Annotated in this window: 21 protein-coding genes and 1 pseudogene; 15 read left to right on the forward strand and 7 right to left on the reverse strand. The window is 73.6% G+C overall.

All coding sequences use genetic code 11. The features are described from left to right. Positions 1 to 372 precede the first annotated feature (372 nt). A complete protein-coding gene (locus ABT014_RS31540; RefSeq protein ID WP_350642794.1) occupies positions 373 to 870 on the forward strand; it encodes a hypothetical protein in 498 nt (165 codons plus the stop codon). Positions 871 to 906: 36 nt separating this feature from the next. On the opposite strand, the gene ABT014_RS31545 is transcribed toward ABT014_RS31540, so the two are convergent. After that, entirely contained in the window at positions 907 to 1,413 is a 507-nt protein-coding gene (locus ABT014_RS31545; protein WP_350642796.1) for an ArsI/CadI family heavy metal resistance metalloenzyme, read from the reverse strand. An 86-nt stretch (positions 1,414 to 1,499) separates the two neighbouring features. Between ABT014_RS31545 and ABT014_RS31550 the strand changes: the two genes are divergently transcribed. The 13 genes and pseudogenes from ABT014_RS31550 (at position 1,500) to ABT014_RS31610 (ending at position 14,458) form a co-directional block, all read left to right on the forward strand. Further along, a complete protein-coding gene (locus ABT014_RS31550) occupies positions 1,500 to 1,883 on the forward strand; it encodes an ArsR/SmtB family transcription factor (protein ID WP_350642797.1) in 384 nt (127 codons plus the stop codon). Beyond that, on the forward strand, positions 1,880 to 2,632 hold the full coding sequence (locus ABT014_RS31555; RefSeq protein ID WP_350642799.1) for an aquaporin: 753 nt from the start codon (positions 1,880 to 1,882) through the stop codon (positions 2,630 to 2,632). The genes ABT014_RS31550 and ABT014_RS31555 overlap by 4 nt, the downstream gene beginning before the upstream one ends. A 46-nt stretch (positions 2,633 to 2,678) precedes the next feature. Further along, positions 2,679 to 3,098, forward strand: a complete 420-nt coding sequence (locus tag ABT014_RS31560) for an arsenate reductase ArsC (RefSeq protein ID WP_350642800.1) — start codon at positions 2,679 to 2,681, stop codon at positions 3,096 to 3,098. Between the two features lie 26 nt (positions 3,099 to 3,124). Beyond that, positions 3,125 to 3,581, forward strand: a pseudogene (locus ABT014_RS31565) (GNAT family N-acetyltransferase). 451 nt (positions 3,582 to 4,032) lie between these two features. After that, a complete protein-coding gene (locus ABT014_RS31570; RefSeq protein ID WP_350642802.1) occupies positions 4,033 to 4,368 on the forward strand; it encodes a helix-turn-helix transcriptional regulator in 336 nt (111 codons plus the stop codon). A gap of 7 nt (positions 4,369 to 4,375) precedes the next feature. Then, a complete protein-coding gene (locus tag ABT014_RS31575; protein ID WP_350642803.1) occupies positions 4,376 to 6,721 on the forward strand; it encodes a hypothetical protein in 2,346 nt (781 codons plus the stop codon). Next, positions 6,718 to 7,419, forward strand: coding sequence for a helix-turn-helix domain containing protein (locus ABT014_RS31580; RefSeq protein WP_350642804.1), 702 nt, complete (start codon positions 6,718 to 6,720; stop codon positions 7,417 to 7,419). Before ABT014_RS31575 ends, ABT014_RS31580 begins: the two co-directional genes overlap by 4 nt. A 116-nt stretch (positions 7,420 to 7,535) precedes the next feature. Then, positions 7,536 to 9,917, forward strand: a complete 2,382-nt coding sequence (locus tag ABT014_RS31585; RefSeq protein WP_350642806.1) for a DEAD/DEAH box helicase — start codon at positions 7,536 to 7,538, stop codon at positions 9,915 to 9,917. Between the two features lie 74 nt (positions 9,918 to 9,991). Continuing rightward, positions 9,992 to 10,333, forward strand: a complete 342-nt coding sequence (locus ABT014_RS31590) for a hypothetical protein (protein ID WP_350642808.1) — start codon at positions 9,992 to 9,994, stop codon at positions 10,331 to 10,333. A gap of 128 nt (positions 10,334 to 10,461) precedes the next feature. Then, the gene (locus ABT014_RS31595; protein WP_350642810.1) at positions 10,462 to 11,355 is read left to right on the forward strand and encodes a coiled-coil domain-containing protein; all 894 of its coding nucleotides are present in this window, start codon (positions 10,462 to 10,464) and stop codon (positions 11,353 to 11,355) included. Between the two features lie 789 nt (positions 11,356 to 12,144). Next, on the forward strand, positions 12,145 to 12,612 hold the full coding sequence (locus ABT014_RS31600; RefSeq protein ID WP_350642811.1) for a YidB family protein: 468 nt from the start codon (positions 12,145 to 12,147) through the stop codon (positions 12,610 to 12,612). A gap of 601 nt (positions 12,613 to 13,213) precedes the next feature. After that, a complete protein-coding gene (locus tag ABT014_RS31605) occupies positions 13,214 to 13,648 on the forward strand; it encodes a hypothetical protein (protein WP_350642813.1) in 435 nt (144 codons plus the stop codon). Positions 13,649 to 14,092: 444 nt separating this feature from the next. After that, positions 14,093 to 14,458: a hypothetical protein gene (locus tag ABT014_RS31610; protein ID WP_350642814.1), complete on the forward strand. Its 366-nt coding sequence runs from the start codon at positions 14,093 to 14,095 to the stop codon at positions 14,456 to 14,458. A 336-nt stretch (positions 14,459 to 14,794) separates the two neighbouring features. Here ABT014_RS31610 and ABT014_RS31615 read toward each other — a convergent pair whose 3' ends face one another. Both ABT014_RS31615 and ABT014_RS31620 read right to left on the reverse strand, forming a co-directional pair. Further along, positions 14,795 to 15,445 (reverse strand): hypothetical protein, encoded by a 651-nt coding sequence (locus ABT014_RS31615; RefSeq protein WP_350642816.1) that lies wholly within the window; start codon positions 15,443 to 15,445, stop codon positions 14,795 to 14,797. Between the two features lie 134 nt (positions 15,446 to 15,579). Beyond that, a complete protein-coding gene (locus ABT014_RS31620) occupies positions 15,580 to 16,491 on the reverse strand; it encodes a hypothetical protein (protein ID WP_350642817.1) in 912 nt (303 codons plus the stop codon). A gap of 284 nt (positions 16,492 to 16,775) precedes the next feature. Between ABT014_RS31620 and ABT014_RS31625 the strand changes: the two genes are divergently transcribed. Then, the gene (locus ABT014_RS31625) at positions 16,776 to 18,341 is read left to right on the forward strand and encodes a hypothetical protein (RefSeq protein WP_350642819.1); all 1,566 of its coding nucleotides are present in this window, start codon (positions 16,776 to 16,778) and stop codon (positions 18,339 to 18,341) included. 152 nt (positions 18,342 to 18,493) lie between these two features. Here the strand turns inward: ABT014_RS31625 and ABT014_RS31630 are convergent, their stop codons facing one another. The 4 genes from ABT014_RS31630 to ABT014_RS31645 form a co-directional block, all read right to left on the reverse strand. Next, positions 18,494 to 18,886 (reverse strand): hypothetical protein, encoded by a 393-nt coding sequence (locus ABT014_RS31630; RefSeq protein WP_350642820.1) that lies wholly within the window; start codon positions 18,884 to 18,886, stop codon positions 18,494 to 18,496. A gap of 1,179 nt (positions 18,887 to 20,065) precedes the next feature. After that, entirely contained in the window at positions 20,066 to 20,269 is a 204-nt protein-coding gene (locus tag ABT014_RS31635) for a Helicase associated domain protein (protein ID WP_502895135.1), read from the reverse strand. Positions 20,270 to 20,572: 303 nt separating this feature from the next. Continuing rightward, complete coding sequence (locus ABT014_RS31640; protein ID WP_350642822.1) at positions 20,573 to 21,289, reverse strand: helicase associated domain-containing protein; 717 nt, start codon at positions 21,287 to 21,289, stop codon at positions 20,573 to 20,575. A 61-nt stretch (positions 21,290 to 21,350) separates the two neighbouring features. Further along, positions 21,351 to 22,961 (reverse strand): CocE/NonD family hydrolase, encoded by a 1,611-nt coding sequence (locus tag ABT014_RS31645; RefSeq protein ID WP_350642824.1) that lies wholly within the window; start codon positions 22,959 to 22,961, stop codon positions 21,351 to 21,353. Positions 22,962 to 23,139: the final 178 nt, after the last annotated feature.

The raw sequence follows: 23,139 nt of genomic DNA on the forward strand, positions 1-23,139 counted from the left end.
CCGGACGCTGGCCGCCGCGGCGCACGACCAGGAGGCGCAGTTCGCCGCGAGCCTGGAGTTGCTGTGCGGTGGCATCGCCCGGCTGATCCCGCCGGACTCCGAACGGGAGGCGGCGCCCGCCGGTCAGCAGCGGGCCGGCTCGGGCTCGCTCTCGTCTTCGTCGCTGCCGTCCTGACCGGCCGCCTCTTCCTCCGGGCGTAGGTGCCGACGGTCGTGTCGTGTCGGCCGGTTCGGGTACCGGTCGGGGGCGCTCGGCCGGGCGAGCGCGCCCCTGTTCGTGGTGTCTGCCGGGACGGTTCGCTTACGGGTGTTTCACTGGCGGCGTCCGGGAGCTGATCACCTGTCACCTCCCATGAAGGAAGGGAGAGCCTCTTGCTCGCCAGACATCTGCGCGGCGCCCTGTGCGCCGCCGCCTGCGCCGTCACCCTGCTGGCCGGCGCTGCCGCGACCGCTCCGGCCGTCGCCGGGCCACCGTCTCCTGCCGCGGCGGCGGTCCGGCCGACCGATGTCCAGGAATCCAGGGCCAGGGACCAGGTCGACAGCTTCGTCTACAACTACCGCGAGGCGGTGCTCGGCCAGCACACCGAGGGCAAGAGCCCGATGCAGGTCCGTGAGGACTACCTCGCCAAGGACCTCGACACCGCCCTCGACGACTGGGGCGCCCAGCACCAGGCCGACCCCGTCTTCCGGGCCCAGAACACCCCCGACTCCTGGTCGCTGCGGACCGCCCCGACCAGCCCCGAGGGCCACAGCACCGTCATCCTGACCGAGAACTGGGCGGACGGGACCACCACCGACGTCTGGTACCAGGTCGTCCTCGACGACCTGCTGATCGACGGACTCACCGACCCCCCGGCCCCGGCGTCCTGACCGCAGCTGCCCGACCGCCGGCGGCCATTAGCCGGCTCAGCGGCGAAGGCCGTCCCCGGCGGCCTTCGCCTCGGCCGGCGTCTGGGCGGGGTCGGCGGCCTGCCCGTCCGGGGCGCAGCAGGCCGTGGTGCCGCAGCAGACGTCCGGCAAGCCCTCCGTGCTCTTGCCCAGGGTGTCGGCGTCGGCTTTGACGACGTAAACCTCCCAGGGCTCCTTGCCTGGGCCGGTCACCCAGGTCTTGTCCTGGAGCGCGTAGCAGCAGGAGGTGTCGTTCTCCTCGAAGGTGGCCAGGCCTGCGTCCTTCAGGCGCGCGGTGGCAGCGGTGACCTGCTCGGTGGTCTCGACCTCGACACCGAGGTGGTCCAGGCGGGTGTCCTCGCCGGCGTCGCCCTCGATGAGGACGAGCTTGAGCGGGGGCTCGACGATGGCGAAGTTCGCGTAGCCGGGACGGAGCTTGGCCGGCTCGGTGCCGAACAGCTTGGAGTAGAAGCCGATCGAGCCTTCGAGGTCGGCGACGCGCAGGGCTAGCTGAACACGGGACATGGCGGTCTCCCCGATCGGGTCTTGTTTCGACGACTGTCGATACAGCGAGCTTGCTCCGGAGATTAGATGACTGTCAATATAGACGTATGTCGAATTCGGAGTTGGTCGTGCTCGGGCAGGACGAGGCAGTGGCCTGCTGCTCGCCGATGGTCCGCGAGCCGCTGGGCGAGGAAGCCGCCGTCGACCTGGCGAAGATGTTCAAGGCGCTGTCGGACCCGGTCCGGCTGCGACTGCTGTCGCTGATCGCCTCCCACGAGGGCGGCGAGGCGTGCGTCTGCGACCTGACCGGCCCGTTCGACGTCTCCCAGCCCACCATCTCCCACCACCTGAAGGTGCTGCGCGAAGCCGGCCTGGTCGGCTCCGAGCGGCGCGGCACCTGGGTCTACTACTGGGTGCTGCCCGCCGCCCTGGCCAAGCTCTCCTCCCTGCTGCAGGCCCCGGCCGCCGCGAGTGCGGGAGCGGCGAGATGACCGGGATGGCGCCGCTCGGCCGGCGGGCGGCCGTGGAGTTCGTCGGGACCGGCGCACTGGTCGCCGTCGTGGTCGGCTCCGGTATCCAGGCCACCAAGCTCGCCGGCGACGTCGGGCTGCAGCTGCTGGCCAACTCCCTGGCCACCGTGTTCGGGCTCGGCGTGCTGATCGCGCTGCTCGGCCCGGTCTCCGGCGCACACTTCAACCCGGCGGTCACCCTGGCCGCCTGGTGGACCGGCCGCCGCGGCGGCGAAGGCCCGACCGCCTGGGCGGTGGCCGCCTACGTCCCGGCCCAGATCGCCGGCGCGATCGGCGGCGCCGTGCTCGCCAACGCGATGTTCGCCGAGCCACTGGTGCGCTGGTCCACCCACGCCCGCTGGTCCGGGCACCTGTGGCTGGGCGAGGTCGTCGCCACCACCGGACTGGTCCTGCTGATCTTCGGCCTGGCCCGGGCCGGCCGCGCGCAGCTGGCCCCGGTCGCGGTCGCCGCGTTCATCGGCGCCGCGTACTGGTTCACCTCCTCCACCAGCTTCGCCAACCCCGCAGTCACGATCGGCCGGGCGTTCACCGACACTTTCGCCGGGATCGCCCCCGCCTCTGTGCTGCCCTTCGTCGCCGCCCAGCTCGCCGGCCTCGTCGTGGGCATCGGTCTGGTCACCGCGCTGTTCGGCCGTACTGCCCCGGCCGCCGACGCCGAAGACGTGGTCGTGCCGCACGGCGAGCACCACCCCGCCGGCGCCGGCCGCTGAACCCCCGCTCTCCCGCCCCGCTCTCCCGCCCGAAGGACGAATCCCCGTGACCGCTCCCGCCGCCCCCTCCGTGCTCTTCGTCTGCGTGCACAACGCCGGCCGCTCCCAGATGGCCGCCGCCTTCCTCACCCACCTCGGCGGCGACCGTGTCAAGGTCCGCTCCGCCGGCTCCGCCCCGGCCGACACCGTGAACCCGGCCGTCGTCGACGCCATGTCCGAGGTCGGCATCGACATCTCCGCCGAGGTCCCGAAGGTCCTCACCACCGAGGCGGTGCAGGCGTCCGACGTGGTGATCACCATGGGCTGCGGCGACGCCTGCCCGTTTTTCCCCGGCAAGCGGTACCTCGACTGGAAGCTGGACGACCCGGCCGGGCAGGGCGTCGACGCCGTCCGTCCGATCCGCGACCAGATCGAGCAGCGCATCCGCAGCCTGCTCGCCGAGCTCGGCATCGAGGCCGCCGCGTGACCACCGCCGCGCCGACCGTCACCGCGATGCTCCCCGAGCAGGTCCTGGCGATCTATCGGGCCGGGATCGACGGCGGCAACGCCACCTTCGAAACCACTGCCCCGACCTGGGAGGCGTTCGACGCGCCACCCGGCTCGCCGAGCACCGCCTGGTCGCCGTCGAGAGCGGCCGGGTGCTTGGCCGGGCCGCAGTGGTGCCGATCCGGTGTGCGTACGCCGGGGTGGTCGAGCACTCCGTCTACATCGACCCCGATGCCCGCGGCCGCCGCGTGGACACGGCCCTGCTCCAGGCGCCGCTGGACTCCACCGACGTCGCCGGGATCTGGACCTCCAGTCCGGGATCTTCCCGGAGAACACGGCCAGCATCGCCCTGCACGCCCGGGTCGGCTTCCGCATCGTCGGCACCCGCGAACGACTCGGCCGCCACCACGGACGCTGGCGCGACGTTGTCCTCGCCGAGAGCCGAAGCCCCGCCGTGGCCTGAGCCGAGTGCCCCGCGCGCAGGCCCGACCTCGTGCGGCTCCGGGCTTGACCTTCGAGTCGGGTCGACCGGCCCGCAGGCCGACCACCTCTTCGACGTCCTGGGCAACGCCCACTTCGTCGGCTCGTGCGCCGCGGCCGGCGTGTCCGTCCCGCCCTGCGACGGCGCTTGCCTGGCCCATTGCCCGCCGGCCGGCGCCGAGTAGGACCGGGACGCGGTCCGGCCCGGTCGCCGTGCTGGTGGCCCGCCCGGACGCTGCGGGTGGCTGTGCGCAGCACGGCGAGCTGCGCCGCGTTGAGGTCGAGCGCGCGGGCCTGGCCCTTGGCGACGTCGACAACGGGCCGGTCCACCGGGGGGCAGCGCCGGGAATGCGGTCATGGTGAGGCTTACATGAGCGCAACTGTGTTGCATTTGATGATGCGTCCAGTGCTAGCTTTTGGACGGGAGGTATGTGATGAGTGAGATCTTCGCGGCGGTGGACGCGCTGCTGGCCAAGGCCCGGGACGGTGGGGACCTCCCGGAGCCCGTGGAGCGGGAGCGGTTGCGCAAGGCGGCCGGTCTGACGCAGGTCGAGGTGGCCGCCGCGCTGGAGACCCGGCGGGAGACGTTCGCGAAGTGGGAGAACGGCACCGCCCAGCCGCGGGCTCCCAAGCGAGGGGCGTACGCGTTCCTGCTGGCGGGGCTGGCCGACATCCACGGCACCCAGGGGTCGGACGGCTGGCTGACCTTGGCCCGCCGGGCCCGCCCTCTCGACACCGACAGCACCACCGGCACCGCGGAAGGCAAGTGACCCGCTGATGGACCGCAAGACGTACACCGCCGAGCTCGCCGGCCTGCGCGAGCTGCGTGCCGAGATCGGCCAGGCCGAGAAGCAGGTCGCGGCCGCGCAGAAGGAGCTGGACAAGCTCGCCGCCCGGCGCGCGCGCACGGTGGCCGGGCTCGCGGGGTACGAGGGGGCTCAGGCCGCGCCGATCGCCAAGGCGTCCGGGCTGACGCTGGCCGTCGTGGTGCGGATCGCGCCGCTGCTGGACCCGACGCCCACCGCCGTCCGCACCAAGGCCGACGACCAGGCCCGCGCCGCGGTGGCCGTCGAGGAGCAGGCGCCGCAGGCCGTCCCGGTCGCCGAGTCCGTCGTTGCGCTCGCCCCGGCGCTGACCCGCCCCGCCGCCGTGGCCGAGCAGGTCCCTGCCGCACCGGTCGGTCGGCCTGCGCCAGCCGTTGAAGCTGCCGAAGCGCCACGCGAGGACGCGAGCGATCCGGCCGCCGACGAGCAGCCGGTGACCGTCGTCGCGCCGTCCGGTGTACGGGCACCGCAGGAGACAGAACCCGGCGTACAGTCCGACCCCAGCGTGGCGACTCGCGCCGACAACTCCGCCGCTGCGCCGGTCGACTCGCCCGCTTCGGTCGCTGCCGTGCAGCGTCCGGGGGGTGTGGTCGGGCCGCGTGAGCTGCCCACCCTGCCGGAGGGCCCGGCCGGTGCGCGGTTCGAGGCGGTGACCACCGGTCTGGTGTCCAAGCGGCCGGCCTTCACCCAGCAGGCCCGTTCCACCGTGTTCCTGGACACCGCGACCGGCGAGCTGGCGGTCCGCGACCAGGTGGTGCGTCTCGACCTCGGTGCCCGGACGCCTGGGGAGATCCTGGACGCCGTCCTGCACGCCGCGCCGGGCACCGAGCGGGTCTACATCACCGCCGGCACGCCGTGGCACGACGGCGCCGAGCGGTACTCCACGCTCAAGGACGCGGTCGCGGCGTGGCTGAACACCCCGTCCGAGCGGTGGACCACCGCCGTGGGGTCGGGCCGGGACAGGCTGGCCGGGCACTTCGTCCACCAGCGGCAGCCCGTCGGCCGCTACGCCCCCGCCGCCGCCCCGGACGCGGGCACGGTGGAGATCCGCTCGATCGGGGAGTGGTTCGACGCGGACGGCGCCGACGTGGCAGTGTGCCGCCAGGCGTTCACCCTGCTGTGGCAGGCGCTGCGCCGGCACTGGGACGACGTGGTGCTGATGGGCTCCCCGTCGCAGACCGGCCGGGACCTGTGGACCCGCACCATCCCCACGAAGGGCAAGTGGGCCGGGGGCTACCCGGTCCTGTCGGAGGAGCTGCGGGGTCTGCTGCACGCGACCGGCGGCCAGGGCCGCACGGAGTTGCTCCTGCCGCCGCGGGTGCCGGGGCAGCTGCCCGCGCTGGTGGAGTACGACCGGACGTTCGCCTACGCGAAGCACCTGTGGAAGTCCCCGGTCGGCACGCCGACCCGGGTCACCGCGGCCGGGTTCGCGGCGATGACCGATGCCGAGCAGGCGAAGGCGTTGATGTCCTGCTCGCACTGGAACGTGCGCGTGACCGTCCCGGCGGGGTGGAACCACGTCGGCCTGCTGCCCGCCCCCGTCACCGGGGAGCGTGCCTGGATCTACCCCTCCCAGCCCGGGACCACGTTCACGACGTGGGCGGGCGGCGCGGAGGTGCACCTCGCGCTCGCCAATCACCTGATGCCGTGGAAGGTCGAGATCCTGGGCGGCCTGGTCTTCGAGGACGGCAAGCCGCTGGACGACTGGGGCAAGCGCCTCAAGGCGGCCTGGGCGGACCTGACCAACCTGTCCCGGATCCATGGCGACGAGCGCCAGCGGCACGCGGCCTACCTCGCCTCCCGCGCCGTCCGCTCGGTGCTGCTGTTCGGCCTGGGCGGCTTCGCGCAGCGCCCGCGCCTGGTGTCCGGCACCACCCCGGTCGGCGAGGTGCTCCCGGGCGGGGTGGAGATCCTCGGCCAGGACGGGACGGTGGTGACCTGGCAGCGGCAGGCGGGGTTCTCCCGCGACCCGAACGCGCACCCGGAGTGGGCCGCGTACGTGTGGTCGGGGGCGCGTGCCGCGCTGCTGGACATGAAGTACCGCGACGGCAAGGAGATCGTCGGCGTCGCCGGTGCCCTGCACGCGCGGCCGGGCACGGTCGTCTACTTCGGCACCGACGGCATCGCGCTGACCGAGCGCCAGCCCTGGCCGTACCGGGGCGAGCCCGGTGACTACCTCCTCAAGGGCCACCTCACCGGCCCGGTTGAGCACCCGACCAGCCAGGAGCAGTACCTGCAGCTGCGCGGCCAGGGCCGCGCCGAACTCGCCGCCGCCGAGAAGGGAGCTGAGCAGCAGTGAGTCCCGCGGACCCGAACCGGCCGAACGAGGCCGCGCGTCTGACGCAGCAGCTGATCGATCAGGGCTACACCAAGCGCCAGGTCGCCCGGATGCTCGGCCGCGACGCCTCGCTCGTCTCGCAGTTCTTCACCAAGGGCAAGGGCGCCTCCATGGTCGGTGCGCTGCGCCAGCTGGTCCGCGCGGTGCGCGGCGGCGAGCGCGACACCGAGGCGCTGTCCGCCGTCGCGGAGGCGAACACCACCCGTCGCCGCACCAAGACCGGCCAGAAGGCCAGGGTCCGCGGCAAGGACACCGTCGGCAAGCCTGGCGAGTCGATGGCCGGCCGCGCCGGGAAGCAGGCCATCCGCTCCGGCGCGAGCCACCTCGCCCCGGTCGTCCACGAGACCGGCCAGGCCGGCGGCCGCCTCGCCTTCACCGTCCGGATGAAGGCCGACCAGTACGTCTACTCGGCCGGGTCGGAGAAGGACTCCGGCGGCATCCGCCGCGGGTTCATCCCACGCTCCGACGGCACCGAGGAACGCACCTACGGCTCCGCGTCCAGCGGCGGCTTCGACGCCGCCGAGTGGTCCCGGCGCGTCGCCGACCACCACGGCGACGTCACCGAGGCCATGAAGGAGTGGCTGGTGGAGACCGGCCGTGCGGTGGAGGACGCCGACATCGCGTACCTGGAGGTCCGCGGCTGGGTCCCCGGGCAGTAGCCCCGGGTCGGCCTCTCCCCAACCATGACCCGGCTCCGGGGAGGCCCGCCCGACGCTGCCACACCCTCCACCCGCCCCGAGCGACCGTCTCAGCATCCGAAGGAGAATCCCGAGCCGTGGACACCACGACCGCCACCGCCATCGAGGACGTCCCGGCCGGGCTGGGTGCCGCCGGCCCGGTGCTCCCGCAGCAGCCGGCCGGTACGGTGAACCCGCTGCCGCTGCACTGGTTCCAGAAGGACGCGGTGGCGGCCGCGGTGAAGGCCGTGAAGAACGGTGGCCGCGCCACCGTGGTCGCCGCGACCGGTTCCGGGAAGACCCTGATCGCCGCCGGGTGCGCGCGGCGCCTGGCCGCGAGGGGGCGGGTGTTGGTGCTGGTGCCGACGATCGAGCTGCTGGAGCAGACGGCTGCGTCCTGGTCGTTGAAGGGCGGGCGCCGCGGGCTGGCGGTGGCGGCGTGCTCGCGCCAGGAGGCGTTGGAGAGCGCGGAGGCCGGCGGCCGCGTCCACGCCCAGGTCACCACCCAGGCCGCCCGGATTGCGGACCTGGTCGCCGGCGCGAAGCCGGGTGAGCCGGTCACCGTCTACGCCACCTACGCCTCCCTGGAGCGCATCGTCCAGGCCCACCAGCTGTTCAACCTGCCCGCCTGGGACCTCGTGGTCATCGACGAGGCCCACCGCACCGCCGGCGCCGACGGCAAGGCCTGGGCCGCCGTCCACGCCGACGACCAGGTCCCGGCGCTGCGCCGGCTGTACTTCACCGCCACCCCGAAGATCGCCGACGACACCCGCGCGAAGGCTGGCCTCGCCGACCTCACCGCCGACGCCGACAGCAGCCAAGAGCCGCCCGCGCTCTGCTCCATGGACGACCCGGCCGTTTACGGCCCCACCGTCTTCACCTGGACCCTCGGACAGGGCATCGAGCACGGCTACCTCGCCGACTACCGGGTCCTGGTCCCAGTCGTCACGGACGAGGACCTGCGCGACCTGCTCAACCTGCCCGCCGTCGCCGACCTGCGCTCCCAACGCTCCAACGAGGAACTCCTGCGCCTCGCCCTGCAGATCGCCGTCCTGCGCGCCGTCGCCGACCTCCAGCTGCGCCGCGTCATCACCTTCCACTCCCGGGTGCAGGCCGCGCGGGAGTTCGCCGCCACCATGAACGCCACCGCCGAACTGCTCCCGGACAGCGACCGGCCCGAGCGGGTGACCGCGCTCGCGGTGGCCGGCTCCGACCGGCTGCGCGACCGCCGGGCAGCGTTCGCGACCTTCTCGGCCTCCACCGGGGAGCGGCCCGGCGAGGAGGGCGAGGAGTGCTGCATCATCTGCAACAGCCGGCTCCTCAACGAGGGCATCGACGTCGCCGCCGTCGACGCCGTCGTCTTCGCGGACCCCAAGGGCTCGGTCATCGACATCGTCCAGGCCGTCGGCCGGGCGCTGCGTCAGGCCTACCGGCAGGGCAAGGTGTCCTGGGTCATCATCCCCGTCTACCTGCCCACCCCCGCCATCGGCGACGACACGACTACCGCCGACCCGGCCGAGATCACCGAGGTTGCGGGTGAGGCGGCGCGGGCCGAGGCCGACACCGAGATCGAGGCCAGCTCGTTCCGCACGATCTGGCGCGTCCTGCGGGCGCTGGCCGCGCACGACGCCCGGGTGGTCGGCCGGATCACCGAGCTGCGCACCCGCCGGGCGGGTGAGAAGGACGACGCCCTCACCGAGCCGGCGGCCGGCGAGGACACGGGCACCGAGGCCGGCCCGGCCGACGCCGAGCAGCCGGCCTCGGCGTCGCCGGTGGACTGGCTGCGGATCAACGCCCGCAAGCACGCGAACGCGATCCTCCGCACGGTGAAGCTGCGCGCCTTCAACCCGCGCGCTTCGGAGTGGCAGCGCATGCACCAACTGGCCGACGCCTTCCGCGCCGAGCACCACCACCTCGACCCCACCGACAAGACCCGCGACGGCGCTCTGATCTCCTGGCTGGACCGCCAGCGCTACCTCCACGGCGCCGGCCTCCTCGCCCCGGTGCGCATCCACGAACTCGACCAGCTCGGCATGATCTGGGACAAGCACGCCCGCTCCTGGGACCGCGGCTACGCCCACGCCCGCGCCTGGGCCCGGACGCACGGGCACCTCGCCGTCCCGGCCGCCGAGAAGCTGGACGGCCACGCGGTCGGCGCCTGGGTCGGCCGCCAGCGCAAGAGCACCAAGCTCACGGCCGCTCAGGACGCGAAGCTGACCGCGCTGGACGCGCTGTGGCGCATCGACCCGGACTGGAACCGCTCCTACCGCCGCCTGCTTGCCTACCTCAGCGCCGGCGGCACCCTCACCGGCCCCGCCAACCGCACCGGCGGCGACACCGACCCCACGTTCCGACCCGGCGCCTGGCTGCGCAAGCAGGACAAGGCCCGCGCCGAGGAGAAGCTCAGCGCCCAGCAGACCGCACTCCTGGACGCCTTGCCGGCCATCGAGAGGACCGGCACCGGTACCGGCCCCGCCTGATCCGACCCGGTCCACCGGCCGCCGAGCCGCGTTCACCTCGGCGGCCGCAGACCCACGACAGCAAGGAGAGCGGCATGACCTACGCGGCCGACCAGGACACCGAACGGCTGGCCCGCCGAGCCGCGAGCGGGCTGCGCCGCGCCCTGGCCACCGATGGCCCCGTGGAACTGCCGCCTGCCGAGGAACTGGCGGCCCTGGTCACCGAGTTCGACCGGATGCGGGCGGCACTGGCCGGCTCCTGGCGCCGGGCGGCGGACCTGTTGGAGGCCGTCCCGCACAACCCGACGGCCCTGACCGGCCCGTACCGGTACGGCCAGGGGTGGGACGACGCGGTCCACCACCTGCGGGACCTGGCCGACGGCACGGCGCCCGCCCCGCGACCTGTCACCGACACCCCGGAAGGCCTCACGCGATAACCGACCCGCTCCGCTCCGCCCCGGCCCCTGCCGCCACCGCGCCCGCCCCGCTGGAGCTGGCCGCCACCAGCAGCCGGCCCCAGCCCGCCGACCGGGACCTCGGCGGGGCGATCCTCGACTCCCCGCAGGTGCGCGGCACGATCTGGCTGCGCTGGTCCGGGCACGACGGCATCCGCACCCTCCACCACGGCGCCGGCCTCGCCCGCGGCTGGGTGGAGAAGGACGTCGACGGTCTGGACGGCTGGGCGGCCCTGGTGGAGGGCCGGATCGTGGTCACCCGGGACCCGGCAGGCCGGCTGCTGCCCGTGCTGCACGCCGAGGCCTGGGAGGCCGGGGCGACGCTGCACGCCGCTCTCGCCCAGCACCCGGTCCACCCACGGGCCGACGGCCATGCAGCCGAGGACGAGGGCGAGGAGTTCGATCCCGAAGCCGGCGAGGACGACGGGCTGCTCGGTGCTGTCCGCGGCCGCGTCCGGCGCCGGGCCGCCGGGTTCACCTTGGACGCCATCGACCAGGCCCTCGCCGCCGCGCGGCTGGAGCTGCGGATCGCCGATCGGCACGCCGACGCCGACGCCGGCGAGGAGCGTGCCGCCGGCCGGGCCGGGGCCGTCGCCGAGGAGTGGGAGCGGATCCGCCGGCTGGTCGCCGCCTCCGTCCTCGACACCTACGACGCCGATCGGGACCCCGAACTCCAGCAGGCCCTGCGCGCCGAGCGCCACCGCCGGCAGATCGCCGACCGGGCGCACGAGGCCGCCGAAGACGCCCGGCACAGGCTCGACGCCGCGCACCGCGGCCTGGCCGGCCGCGACGCCGCCCCGCTCTACACCGCGCTCGCCCGCGCCGGCCTCCACCACCTGACCGAGGGCGACCACCAGGCCGTCCGCGACCTCACCCGCCACCTCGACCCCGCCGCCCTGCGGCAGGTCATCAGCTGGCTGGAGCGCACCCGCAGCGCGGCCGTCGCCCTGCGTGGCGAGCAGGGCCCGCCCGTCCGGCCCGTCGTACGCCGCAGCAGCTTCTGACCCGCCGCCCGTGCCGGCCGGGCGTACGACAGCAGGCCCCGGACGCAATGTCCGGGGCCTGCTGTCGGTGTCCCGGCCACCCGCACCTGGTGCGAGCAGGTGCAGGCCGGCCAAGTCGGTGCTCCCCGCCGCGGGCAATGAGGTGCGGCAGGAGTCGTCCGATCCTGTCACGTCGCCGGCCCGGGCCAGCAGCGGTCTCCCGCCCGAGCCCTCGAACCGTGCCTTCCACCGACAGAGCAGGGTCGGGCGCGCTCGGCCCGTGGTGCCGGCCGGCATCGTGGTGCTCGAGTTCGCGGGCCCGCGGTTGCTGCTGCACCAGGCTGGCTTTGTCGTGCCAGCCGGTGAAGTCGTCGGTGGTGTGGGCGCCCTGCGGCTGGTCGGGACCGCCGGGGACGTCCGGTGCCCGGCGCCGGCCGAACGCCCCGTCGGTGCCCCGGGCCGCCGCGGTGGCCGGGGCCGGACGGGAGGGCGAGCCCGTGCGGCGGGGAGGCGACGAGCAGCACGATGAAGACGCCCAGCTTGGACGGGTGGCCGTCCGGCCGGTGGTGCCGGTTGACGGATCCCGCGGTGGCGGCCCCGGGTCGAAGTCCTCTGGCGGGTGGACGGTGCGGCGCGGTTCAGCCGACCGGTCGTAGCTGATCAGTTTCGGTCACCTGCGAGCCGTGCCGTCTCGCTGGGCCTCTGTACATGATCATGGTGTCCGGCCGCACCTCCCGGCACCGGATTCCCGGGGACGTCCGGCGGATACGCCCACCGCATCCTTGACCAACCGAAAGGCAGGGCCGTCACATGGCCACCGACATCACCCGGGAAGACGTCGAAACGACGATCACCGTACTTTCGACGAACGGCCTTCGGAAGCAGGTCGACTCCTGGGTCGGCAACGGCCCCAACGAGCCGATCACCGCGGATGAGTTCACCGCCGCCGTCGGTGAGGACAACGTCGCCAAGTCGGCCGCAGCCGCCGGCCGGACTCCGCAGGCATTCGCCACGGAAGCGGCCGAGGCACTGCCGCGTTTCATCGACGAGGTCACCCCCGGCGGATCGGTCGCAGGCGGCATCGAGACTCCCATGGGTCACGAGGGATTCGGCATCCTCACCCAGGCCATGGGCTCGATCAGGCAGGCCGCCCGGACCGTCGTCGGTGAGGCGGGGGAGATCGCCCGCGGGCTTGGCGCCGGGGTCAATGTCGTCGGGCAGCACTGGCAGACGGCGACAAACCGTCCCCTTCCCGGGACGGACGACCCGTCCGTGTGACACGGCCCGCACCACGACCTGGCCCCGGCAGCCCAGGACGAGCCGGTCCCCGCGCCCGTCTGCATCAGAGCCCGAGCCTGGTAGCTGCAGGCGGCCGGCAGCAGGACGGAGGAGAAGACAGGCGCACTCCGTAGCCTCGTCGCGCTGATTGCCGACGCCGGCCACCACCCTGGCGCCGTGCAGCCCGGGTGACCGATTGTGCCGGCGTGCCGACGCCTGCCGTCGGTGTCGGTCGGGCGGAGCCCGGCTCAGTCTCCGCCGCCCGGCGGCACCCTCACCGAGAGCACCACCACGACCGCCCTCCCCGCGCACGGCAAGTTCGACCCCTTCCCCTTCGCCGCCGGGCTGCGCCTGCGCGATGTCACCTGCGCGGTGCAGCGGCACGAGGACGGTGCCCGCACGCTGTGGCTGTACTCGCTCACCGCCCCGGCCTGGGCCGCCGTGACGTTCCGCGACAGCGAGAACAGCCACCCGGCTTTCATGATCGAATCGTACGGTCCGGGCGGCGCCCGCTCGCGCCCGGGCCCCCGGCCGTCGCTGCCGCGCTCCCGGGCCGGGCTAGGCTGCCCTGGTCCGTCGGCCGGTGGACGAGGGGGAGTGGATGGCGGAGATCGTGGTGCCTGGCCCGGAGTCGGACTGGCAGCCGGCCATCGGCCCGTCTTACGGCACCGGCCGCAACCCGGCCGCGCAGGTGAGCCTGTGGGTGGCGGCCGGGGGTTCGTTCCGGATGATCGCCGGCCTCGCCCCGCCGCTGGAGGCGCTCGCGGCCCGGCTGCGCCTGCGGGTGGAGCGTAGTTGGGAGGATCTGGGGGAGGTCGACGCCGTGGTGTTCACCGTCGAGCGCCTGCATTTCGCCCTCAGCCTGATGACCTACGGACAGGCCGAGACCTGGGTGTGGCTGCACCACACCCACGAGGATGCCGACCACGCGCTCGGTGTCCTGCTGCGCGCGCTGGGGCTCGGCCGGGAGGCGCTGGTGTTCACCGGCGGCCCGGACACCGGCTTCCACCACCTGAACGGCCACCGCCCGTCCTGAGAACCGGGCGAGGGCGCCGGCGTCCCACCGCGCACCCGGGCAGCCGGCCACCAACTGCCGGTGCACCACCGGCCGGCCGGTGACGGCCCGCCGCCCGAGGCCGCCGACAGCCACCGGGGGAGCCGTGCGGCAGGCGATTCTTCGGTGCGCTCCCGCGGCAGTGAGGTACCCGCGGGGATCCCCGCGAAAGAATCTCCTGCCGTGAGTGCTGCGCCCCGTGGACCGGCACAGGACCCGGGCCCGCCCCTGCCGCCCGCTTCCGACGGGCTTCGGGCCCGCCGGAGTGCCGCTGCGCCCGCCCCCGTGCCCGCGGCTGCTGCTCCGGGCCGCGTCGGCCGGCCGTCGGCCGGCTGGGCGGGTGCTGCGCGGTTCATGTTGCTTGCGTGCGGGGTTGGTTGACCTGTTCACGCTTCGATACGTCCCGTCATGGGGCATGATCACAGCGTGAGTTCGTGGTGGGTGGTACGCAGGGACGATCTGCTGGCCGAGCTGGCCGGCGGGTTGGTGTTCTTCGGTGCGGACCGGGTCGAGGACCCGGGTGTCGGCGAGCTGGCCGACACCGCGACGCTGCTGGCGGCCGAGTACCGGGCCAGTGCCCGCGGCCACGCGGTCCGCCACGTCGGTGAGCTCCTCGATGCGGCCGCGGGCGAGCTGCGGGTGGCCGATCGCTTCCGCGGCACCCTGCTCCCGCAGGTGACCCGTCACCTGCGCCGTGCCCGGGTCCTGGTGTCGCGGGCCCGCGCATGCCTGGAAGCCGGCCCGGGCCCGGCTGCCGCTCGGCCGGGTCCGCGCACCGGCGCGGCCCGGTAGAACTCCCGGCCACCCGGCCACCGGCCGGCCCGCATCCCGGCCGGCCGGCCCGGCCCACCCGCGGGGCCTTCGCCATGGGCGGTGGTGGACCTGGGACGGTGGGTCCAGCGGCGTGCGGTCGCCGGCCGGCCGGGTGCCGGCCGTGAACGGGATGGGGTGCGGACCGCGGCCGGGATGTGCCCGCGCCGTGGCCGCGCCGCGCTGGTGTCGCCGGGCTGCGGGGGCGGGGCAACGCCCTGCGGCCCGGGGGGTGTCGCGGCGATCCGGGCGCCGTGCTCGGTCAGGAACCAGGCCCGCCGGCGCCGGGTGCGGCGCGCTTGGTGCCGGCGGTCGGTGTCAGCCGTGGATCTGGTGTTCGACGCGGTGGCGCAGGTACTCGTCCGGGTGGGAGCGGGCGATCGCGATCGCCTCGTCGACGAGGTGGTGCAGGGGGGCCGGGTAGGCGGAGGGATACAGGGGCAGGCCGGGGAGGATGCAGCGGCGGCCGTCGAGGTCCTCGTTGGTCACGAACTCCCGCAGCGCGGCCTGGTTCCACTCGGGTACGCCGACCCGGGCGTCGTCGGGCTCGGCGCGGTCCCCGGTGTGGCCGGTTGCCCGGATCCGGGGGTGGCGCAGTGGCAGGGCGCTCCAGTACCAGGCCCGTGCGGCGCCCGCCCGTTCCGCGTTGGCTCCCTCCTGCAGGTAGTGGGTCAGCCGGGAGCGGACCCGCGAGCGTCCGAAGGCGTTCAGGGCGGCTTCGACGAACCACCGGTTGAAGCTCGGGTCCGGGTCGTTGACGGCCGCGCTCATGAGCGCCTCGAACGCCTCCTCGGGGAAGGCGGTCTCTTGCTTGCAGGCCTCGCGCAGTGCCGCCCGGATGCGGTGGCCCCACATGCGGTCGTCGGTGTCGGCCTCGCGCGGCGCGTCGAGGCCGAGCACCCGGACCACTTCCGCCAGGCACCGCTCGAAGGGCCCGCTGTCCGCCGCCTGGCGTGCCGGCAACGCCATGAAGACGGCCGCGCCGTCACCCCCGCCGCCATCGCCTGTCCCGTCCCCGCCCATGACCGCTTCCTCCCCGTCGAAGTCCCGTGCGGGCCAGCGTAGTCCGCGCATCCGGCCGGCTCCGGACGGCGCCGTCTCCCTCAGTGCCTCTCGTCATCGACCGGGTAGGGCAGTTGTGTCTCGAGATCTCGAAGGAGTGCTTGGAGGATGAGCAGCGCCGGTACGACGAAGGATTCGCTGTAGCCGTTGCTGTCGCCGTGCGAGACGGCGTGCCGGTTGTACCGGTCCGTACCGCTGCCCCAGTGGAAGAGGAGCTGGAGCCCGGCGAGGACCAGCCATCGGACGTAGGTGTGAGCACGGCGCACCGGAGGGACCTGCGCGAACGAGCTGCTCAGGACGGTATGCGTCCCCGGGGAGCCCTTGGACGTGATGAACGGCTTGAACTCCTGGTGCAGTGCGGGCCGAAGACCCTTGGTGACCGCTGCGTCGATGACGGTGGTGGCCAGGGCGATGGATGCCTCCCAGTGGCCGGCTTCGGCAGCCTGCACCGCCCGCAGCCCGAGCCGGGCGCGCTGCACGAGTTCGGGGTGCTCGATCAGCTTCAGACTGGCCGCGACGTCGGCGAGGATCTCCTGTCGGTGCTCGGCCACCACACCGTCTCGGGCCTCGGTGCCCTCGGCATCCAGGAGCTCGCGAACGATCGAGGCGCGGGGTGCCCACACCAGGCAGATGCCGTCGAGGCGGCTGATGTCCAGCAGAGCCGCCCAGTCCTCGCCGTCCAGCGCCCGTATGTTGTCCGGAAGGAGAAACTCGGCGACGGCCGTGACCTGCTCGGCGAACTGGTCGAGCCAATCTCGGTACCACTCCGCGCCGGCCGCGAGGACGGCCACCTGGTGCTGCAGTGCCCGACCCGTCACCACCGCGGCATGGGCGGCGAGGGCGACTTCCATCCGGGGCGAGGCCATGAACTCCTGGCCGACGCGATGGGACAGCATCTCGGCGAAGACGGGTGGGAGAACCTGGGGCTGTGCGGGACGCGAGTCGTCGTTCACGTGCCGATTGTGCGCCGCCTGTGGGCGCGTAGCAGCCTGTTTTCGCCCCGGGTCTCTCTCCGGGGATGCTCGACGGCAGCTGACCGTTGCCGGGTGAGGGGACGGTGCCTGAACGGAAGCCAGCCGCGGGCGAGCGCCCGACGGCCATGGTCCGGGCCCAGGCCCGTCCCGGTGCAGCCGACGGCGACCGCTCGCGTCCGCGGGCGCCCCCACGTCGTGTCCCCGCCTCTGCCGATCGGTCAAATCGATAGCGCTTGCGGCCCGGGTGCGAGGACGATGACAGGGTGGCTCCGTACAGATATGACCGGCTTGTCCTGGACGAGGAGTACCGGCAGCGCATCCGCCGGCACCGGCCGTCCTCCCTGCTCCCGCTGATCGCCGCTGCGGGCGCCCGCTACGGACAGCCCGGCCAGGAACGCGCCTGGCTCGACAGCCCGTTCCTCAAATTCACCCCGTGGGCGCTGGCGGACGCCGCCCGGGTCGCGCTGGGCGCCGGCACCGAGTTCAATCGCGGCACGGCCACCGACCGGGACCTGCTGGAGATCCTCGCCGCCTACTCGGCCCTCATGGAACCCACCCTGCACAGCAACGGTGACGATGCCATCCGGATGCGGGACTTCCTGCTGCGCACCGCCGGCGAGCAGTTCGCCTGGCAGAACCCGACCCTGCCCACCCTGGCCCGCACCGCCGCGATCTACCTGCAGAGCCCCATGCCCGAACACCGCACACCCAAGTACCTCACCCCCGGATGGGACACCGACCTGTTCGGCTGCGCCCTGCCCGACTACGTCGGCGCCGCCCAGACCCTGTGGGGGACCGTACTCGCCTGCCAGGGCCGCTTCGACCCGTCCTACCTCGACACCCCCGACGGGGAACGGATCTGCGGCGTCGTCAGCCGCGAGACCACCCTCGGCATTCTCGAACGCCACTTCGCCATCGACCCGGCCGGCTTCAGGGAAGCCGAGCGCAGAACCGCCGAACGCCTCAAGAAGACACCGGGCGCGGGCCACCCGCAGATGCGCCGCTTCACCCACAACCCCCTCCATGCCCGCCCCGCCGTCACCGGCCTCCCCGGCAGCTGGCTGCTGTGCCCCGTCCCCCAACTCGTGCCCCGCAAGGTCTCGCCCGCCGGCATCTACTTCACCGGGATGGACCGCCACGGCACCGGCTTCACCCTCGAGACCGGCTACCTCTTCGAGCAGTACATCGGCCGCCAGCTACGCCTGCTCCCCGACGCGGCGGTACTCCCCGAGATCACGTACACCGTCAGGAAGCAGAAGCTGGAGAGCGTCGACTGGATCGTGGTCTTCGACGATCTCGTCCTGCTCGTGGAGGTCAAGGCCGCGATGCCCACCGAGAACGCCCACCTGGGGCTCGCGGACGGCGTCGAGGAGAGCGTGGCAAAGATCGGCAGGGCGTACCGGCAGATCAACAAGACCGAAAGCCTGATCGCCGGCCGGCACCCGGCCTTCGCCCAGATCCCCACCGACAGGCCGCGGCACGGCATCATCGTCACCCTGGAGCCCTTCCACACCACGAACACCCCCCTGCCGATCCCCGGCCTTCCCGCGCCCGCGCTGTTCACCACCGTGATCAACGCCCAGGAGATCGAGCACCTGGTCACCCTGACCAGCACCTCCGCCGCCGACGTGCTCCTGGCCCGCGCGAGCGACCCGGACCGATCCGCCTGGGACATCGGCACCGTGTTGCACCAGCACCAGGCCTCCGCCAACCCGATCCTGGAGGCGGCATGGGACCTCTACCCCTGGTCCACCGCCCGCCGCACGGCCACCCAGGCCGACGACCGCCCGCACCCGGATTCCGGCAGCGCCCCGCCGTCCACATCCTGACCGGCGGGAACCCGGGCCCGCCAGGACCGTCAGCACACCGGGCGCCGGCGCCGGCGCCGACCCGCTGCCGCGGGAAGGGCACTCATCGCCGACCCGTCCTGCCCACCCGGCCATGCTGCGCCGCGTGCGGGAGCGCCCGGGGCCCCGGGCGGTCATCCAGGGGCGGCGGGGGCGTCGGGAGGGTCGGCCGGCGGCAGGACCTCGGGGCCAGCCGGCGGGCCGGCGCCCGGTGGGGGAGTGGCCGCGCCCGGTCCGGTGTCCGGCGCCCCAGGCTGGTACCCCAGCGAGAGCTGCGTCAGCATCTGCCAGTGGGCCATGCGCTGCTGGGGGTCGGTCGTGCGGGCGACGTCGGCGGCGGCGCTCTCGATCAGCCGGCCGTTGCGCCGGTCCCACAGCAGTCCCCGCAGCTGCGCGATGGCGGCGGGCGCGGCCCGCAGGACCATGGCCGTCATCCCCAGGCCGATCGCCCACCAGCCGCCCCGGGCGATGGCGAGGATCTCCACCGACGACACCAGGTCAGGGGCGTTCGCGAGGATGCTGTTCACGGAGTGCCGTCAGCGCGAGACGGCGCCAGGCAGGCTGTGGGCACCGGCCCGCCGGGGACCCGATCTTCACGCTTACACTCCATATGAATCTCCTATCGGTCGAGTCAGGTTGGAGATCGCGAAGGGGAGCCCGCGGCCGGGCCCGCGAAGCGTTGGCCGCGGTGCTTCTCCTCGCTCGCCGAAGGCTACGACCCGCTCTCGACACCCCAAACCCACTCGCAGACCGCCCCCCAAGGGCCGGATTCCCCCGCCAAGCGGCAGCGAGAAGCTGAAAAGAACCAGGTCAGAGGACATCCAGGCCAACCCCCAGGCCCAGGCCAGGACATCAGGACACCCCCGGCGGCTCAGATGTCGATCGTTTACTTACGGTCCAGAGCCGCCCGCCGGACATACGGATACGACCTCGCGGAAGTACTTGGTGATGACGATGTCGGCGACCTCGTCGGACGGCGTCACCGGGCCGACCCGCGCATCGAGACGCCCGCCACCAGGGCGGGTACCCGCCCGGAGGCGGATGCGGCGGCCCGGTGTCCGCCCCGGGGGCCCGCCGATGAGGACCACGCCGTCGATGTTCTGCTTCGGCGTCCGCCCGATGTTGTCGTCCGCGATGTCCTCCTGTCGGGCGCGGATCCGGGCGGGTGGAGCCGCCGGTAGTTCTGTCTCCGGTCGGGGTTCGACTTGATGAGGCCGCCCCGGGCCGGTGAGGCGCCGCCGGGATATGAACCGGGCCCGGTGCCCGGACGTGATCCCCCGTGGGAGGGCGCACCGGCGAAGCCGCTGCGGGAACTACCCGGTCGGGCTGAAGATGAGAGCGGGTGCCGGCGGAGTTGTGCCGGACGGAGACGATGTTGTCCGACTGCCCCGACCTCGCTCCGGACGTGATCGCGCTGGTCGAAGAAGAGGTAGACGCCGGGGGTCGCGCGGCCCGCCCGGACGGCGCCGACGTGGCTACGATGCCGCTCCAGGCATCGTCCGAACAAGTCGCCCCGGTGCTCGAGCACCTACGCCCGAAGCAGCCGGCAACAGCGATCTTGACAATCAGTGACAGGTTCACGGTGCGCGAGTACAAGATCGTTCATCTCGGTGACCATCCACCGCCACTCCCGCCGCGCCCGACCACCAACCATCAGCGCCCCACTCGCACCCGCCTGCGGGCCCACTTCGCCCCCGCACCTCTGCTCAGGCCTCGACCGCCGCCGCCCAGGTCAGGCCCAGCCCGGCCAGCACCGCGAGTTGCGCCGCGTCCAGCCGGTCGCGGCGGCTCTTGGTGTTCGACAGCCACACCCCGAGCTTCACCTCCACACCGTCCTCCAGCACCTCCACGTGACCCCGAGGGACGACCACCCGCTGCTCCCGCTCCACGTACTGCTCAAGCGCCGCCACACCCCGCCCGAACGCCCCACCAGCGGCTGCCGCGCCCGTCCGGCCGGCCACGCCGGGCTGACCGACCGCAGCGCCGGGCCCGGCGCCGGCCGGTGCGCCGCCGCGCGCACTGCTGCGCCTCCCGGCCCGCCGCACCCGGCCCGGCGCCGGGTCGCCCGGCCGCCGATCCCGCCGTCGGGTCCTCCGCTGTGCCCGGCTACCCGGCCGCGAGGCCGTCCTCGGCACCGCCGGGCCCGGCCGTCGTACCGGCCGCCGCGTCCAGCTGGTCGAACCAAGACTGGAGGTTCAGCATCGGCAGGAGGTTCAGCACCGTGCCGGCCTTCCGGTCCTCCGCCGTGCCCGGCCCGCCAGCTCCTGCCGCGGCCGGCTCGCCCACCGTCGCCGCGTCCCGCGCCCCTGCCACACCCGAGCCCGCGCCGCGGCTGCGTCCTGGTGCTCGGGTGCGGGGTGGGGGTGGATGCCGAGTCGGGTCGGGCGGTCGTGTTGGCCGGGCAGCAGGTCCTGCCAGGTGACCGGTTGGCGTTGGCGCTTCAGCCGGCGGCCGATGTCGTCGCCGTCGACGGTGACCCCGGGCAGCAGGTCCGCCAGGCCGGCGCCGTCGTCCAGGCACACCGTCACCCCGGCCCGGTGGCGTTGCCAGGCCGGATTCCAGTCCGGATCGACGGCGGCGAGCGCGGTGGCCCGCCGCGGGTACCCGTCCGGCGCCCCGGGGCGCCGGCAGTTCGACAGCCACTGACCCACCGCCTTGCCGAGGGCGACAGCGCCGCGTGGCGCGGCCAGGGTGCGGTGCTCGGCGTACCAGACCCTGGCGGCGGCGAGGTTCTCCTCGAACGCCGCCTCCTGCTCGTCCCACACCATCCCCAGCGCCTCGAGCCGCCGGTACCGGCCGCTCTCCATCGACCCGGCCTTGTGTACCCGGCGCTGCGCGTTGATCCACCGCCCGAGCCGGTACCCGGCCTCCTGGTGCTCGTGCGCGACCCGCAGGTGCTTCTCCCGCTTCCAAAGCGCCCGCGCGGCCATGTACCCGCGCGGGGCGTCGTTCAGGGAGCGGGCTGGTCAGCGGGCGCCGAGCGCCGGTGGGTCAGAACTTCGGGATGACGGGGAGCAGCAGGTCGGCCGGGCGTTCGGGGCCCCAGTGGAGTGTGCAGGTGCCTCGTCGGCGGGTGCGGTAGGCGGCGGGGAACTGTCCGGTGAGGGGGTTGCGGGGGGAGAGCCAGCGGCCTGCGACCACCAGGCGGACCTGGTCCCCGGCATGGAAGAGGGTTGAGGATGCGCCGAGCGCGATGTCCACCGGGACCACCTGACCCGCCGCCAGCGGCTTGCGGGTGAGGCAGGCGGGGACGGGTTCGAAGGGGCGTGAGCGCTGCTCGTCCAACTCGCGCAGCGCGACGTTCTGCCAGCCGGTGGCGACGCGGTCGCGCCCGTAACCGTAGGAGCCCTCGAAACCGACGTACCGTCCTCGGCTCCACTTCTCGACGCCCACGACGAGGTCGACGTCGTCGGTGCCGGCCACCTCGACCCACAGGCGCAGCGCCATGGGGCCGGTGAGTTCGATCTCCTCGCGCACGGTCCAGCCGAAGCGTGCGCCGCCCCGGCGGACGTCGAAGGTGATCGATCCTGCGGTGGCGGGGGCATGGTCGGCCAGGCCCTCCGCGGTGAGGTGGCGCGGGGTCCACAGGGTGCGCTCCAGCGGCCATGCCGGTTCGCTGCGGACCTCGACGACGTGGTCGGCGCGGTCGCGGACCTCCAGCCGTACGCGGGGGAGCGGGGGGACGTCGGCGCCCCGGAGATGGCGGTCGAAGAACTGGAGTTGGGCGGTGAGCGCGTCGTTGGCGTAGAACGTGGCCCACTTGCCTCCCCGATGGGTGTACAGGTGGCGCTCGGCGGAGCCGATGTGTTCGAATCCGGCGACGGAGCCGCGGCTGTGCAGGTTGTTGTCGGAGAAGCTCCCGCAGATCAGGGCGGGCACCTCGATCCTGGGAAGGTCGGGGTCCAGCGAGCGCCACCAGTCGTCGATCACCGGCCGGCGGGCGCTCTCCGTCAGGAGGGAGTACTGCTGGCGCGTTCTCCTCATGCCGAGGTTCCACAGCTTGAGGAACCCGGTCTCGGGGACCCCGCCGGGGCGCAACAGTCCGCGGTAGGCGTTGCTGAAGCCCTCCCACGGGCAGATCGCCTTGAGCGAGGGTGGCCGGGTCGCAGCAGCCTTCCACTGCGACAGGGCCAGGTAGGAGACACCGAGCAGGGCGACGGCGCCGGTGCTCCACGGCTGGGCGCCGGCCCATTCGACCAGGTCGTGGATGTCTTCGCCTTCCTGGTCGGACATCAGTGCACCGACACCGTCGGAGGTGCCCGCGCCCCGCAGGTCGCAGTTGACGACGGCGTAGCCGTGTCCGACCCACCAGGCCGGATCGGGCGCCTCCCAGGTCGTCAGCGAGGAGAAGCGGATCTGTCCGGTCTGACGCAGGATCCGGTACTGGGGTGATGCCTTCCAGCGGCCGGTCCTGGTCATGGTCGGCAGCCTGTCCTTGCCGTACGGGTGGGCGGCCATGATGACGGGGACCCGGGCGTCGCCCGGCGGACGGTAGACGTTGACTCTCAGTACCGTGCCGTCCCTGGTGGTGACGGGCCGGTCGTTCTCGATCACCATGCTGCCCGGCGCCGGCGGGTGGACCGAGAGAGGCGGGCGGATCATCCCGCGTAGCCGGGTGGCGGCGTAGCGGGCCCGGCCGGGGCGGCGCCACGGCCGGTCGGGGCCGGCTGCGTCGTACGTCGGAGGCATTGTCCTGCCCTTCCCGAGTGGCCCCCATGGTGTGGAGTGTCGTTCCACATCACGGTATCCAATGCGCCCGCACCCCGCTCGGCCCGGTGCC

The organism is Kitasatospora sp. NPDC094015 (assembly GCF_040304075.1).
GTDB lineage: Bacteria > Actinomycetota > Actinomycetes > Streptomycetales > Streptomycetaceae > Kitasatospora.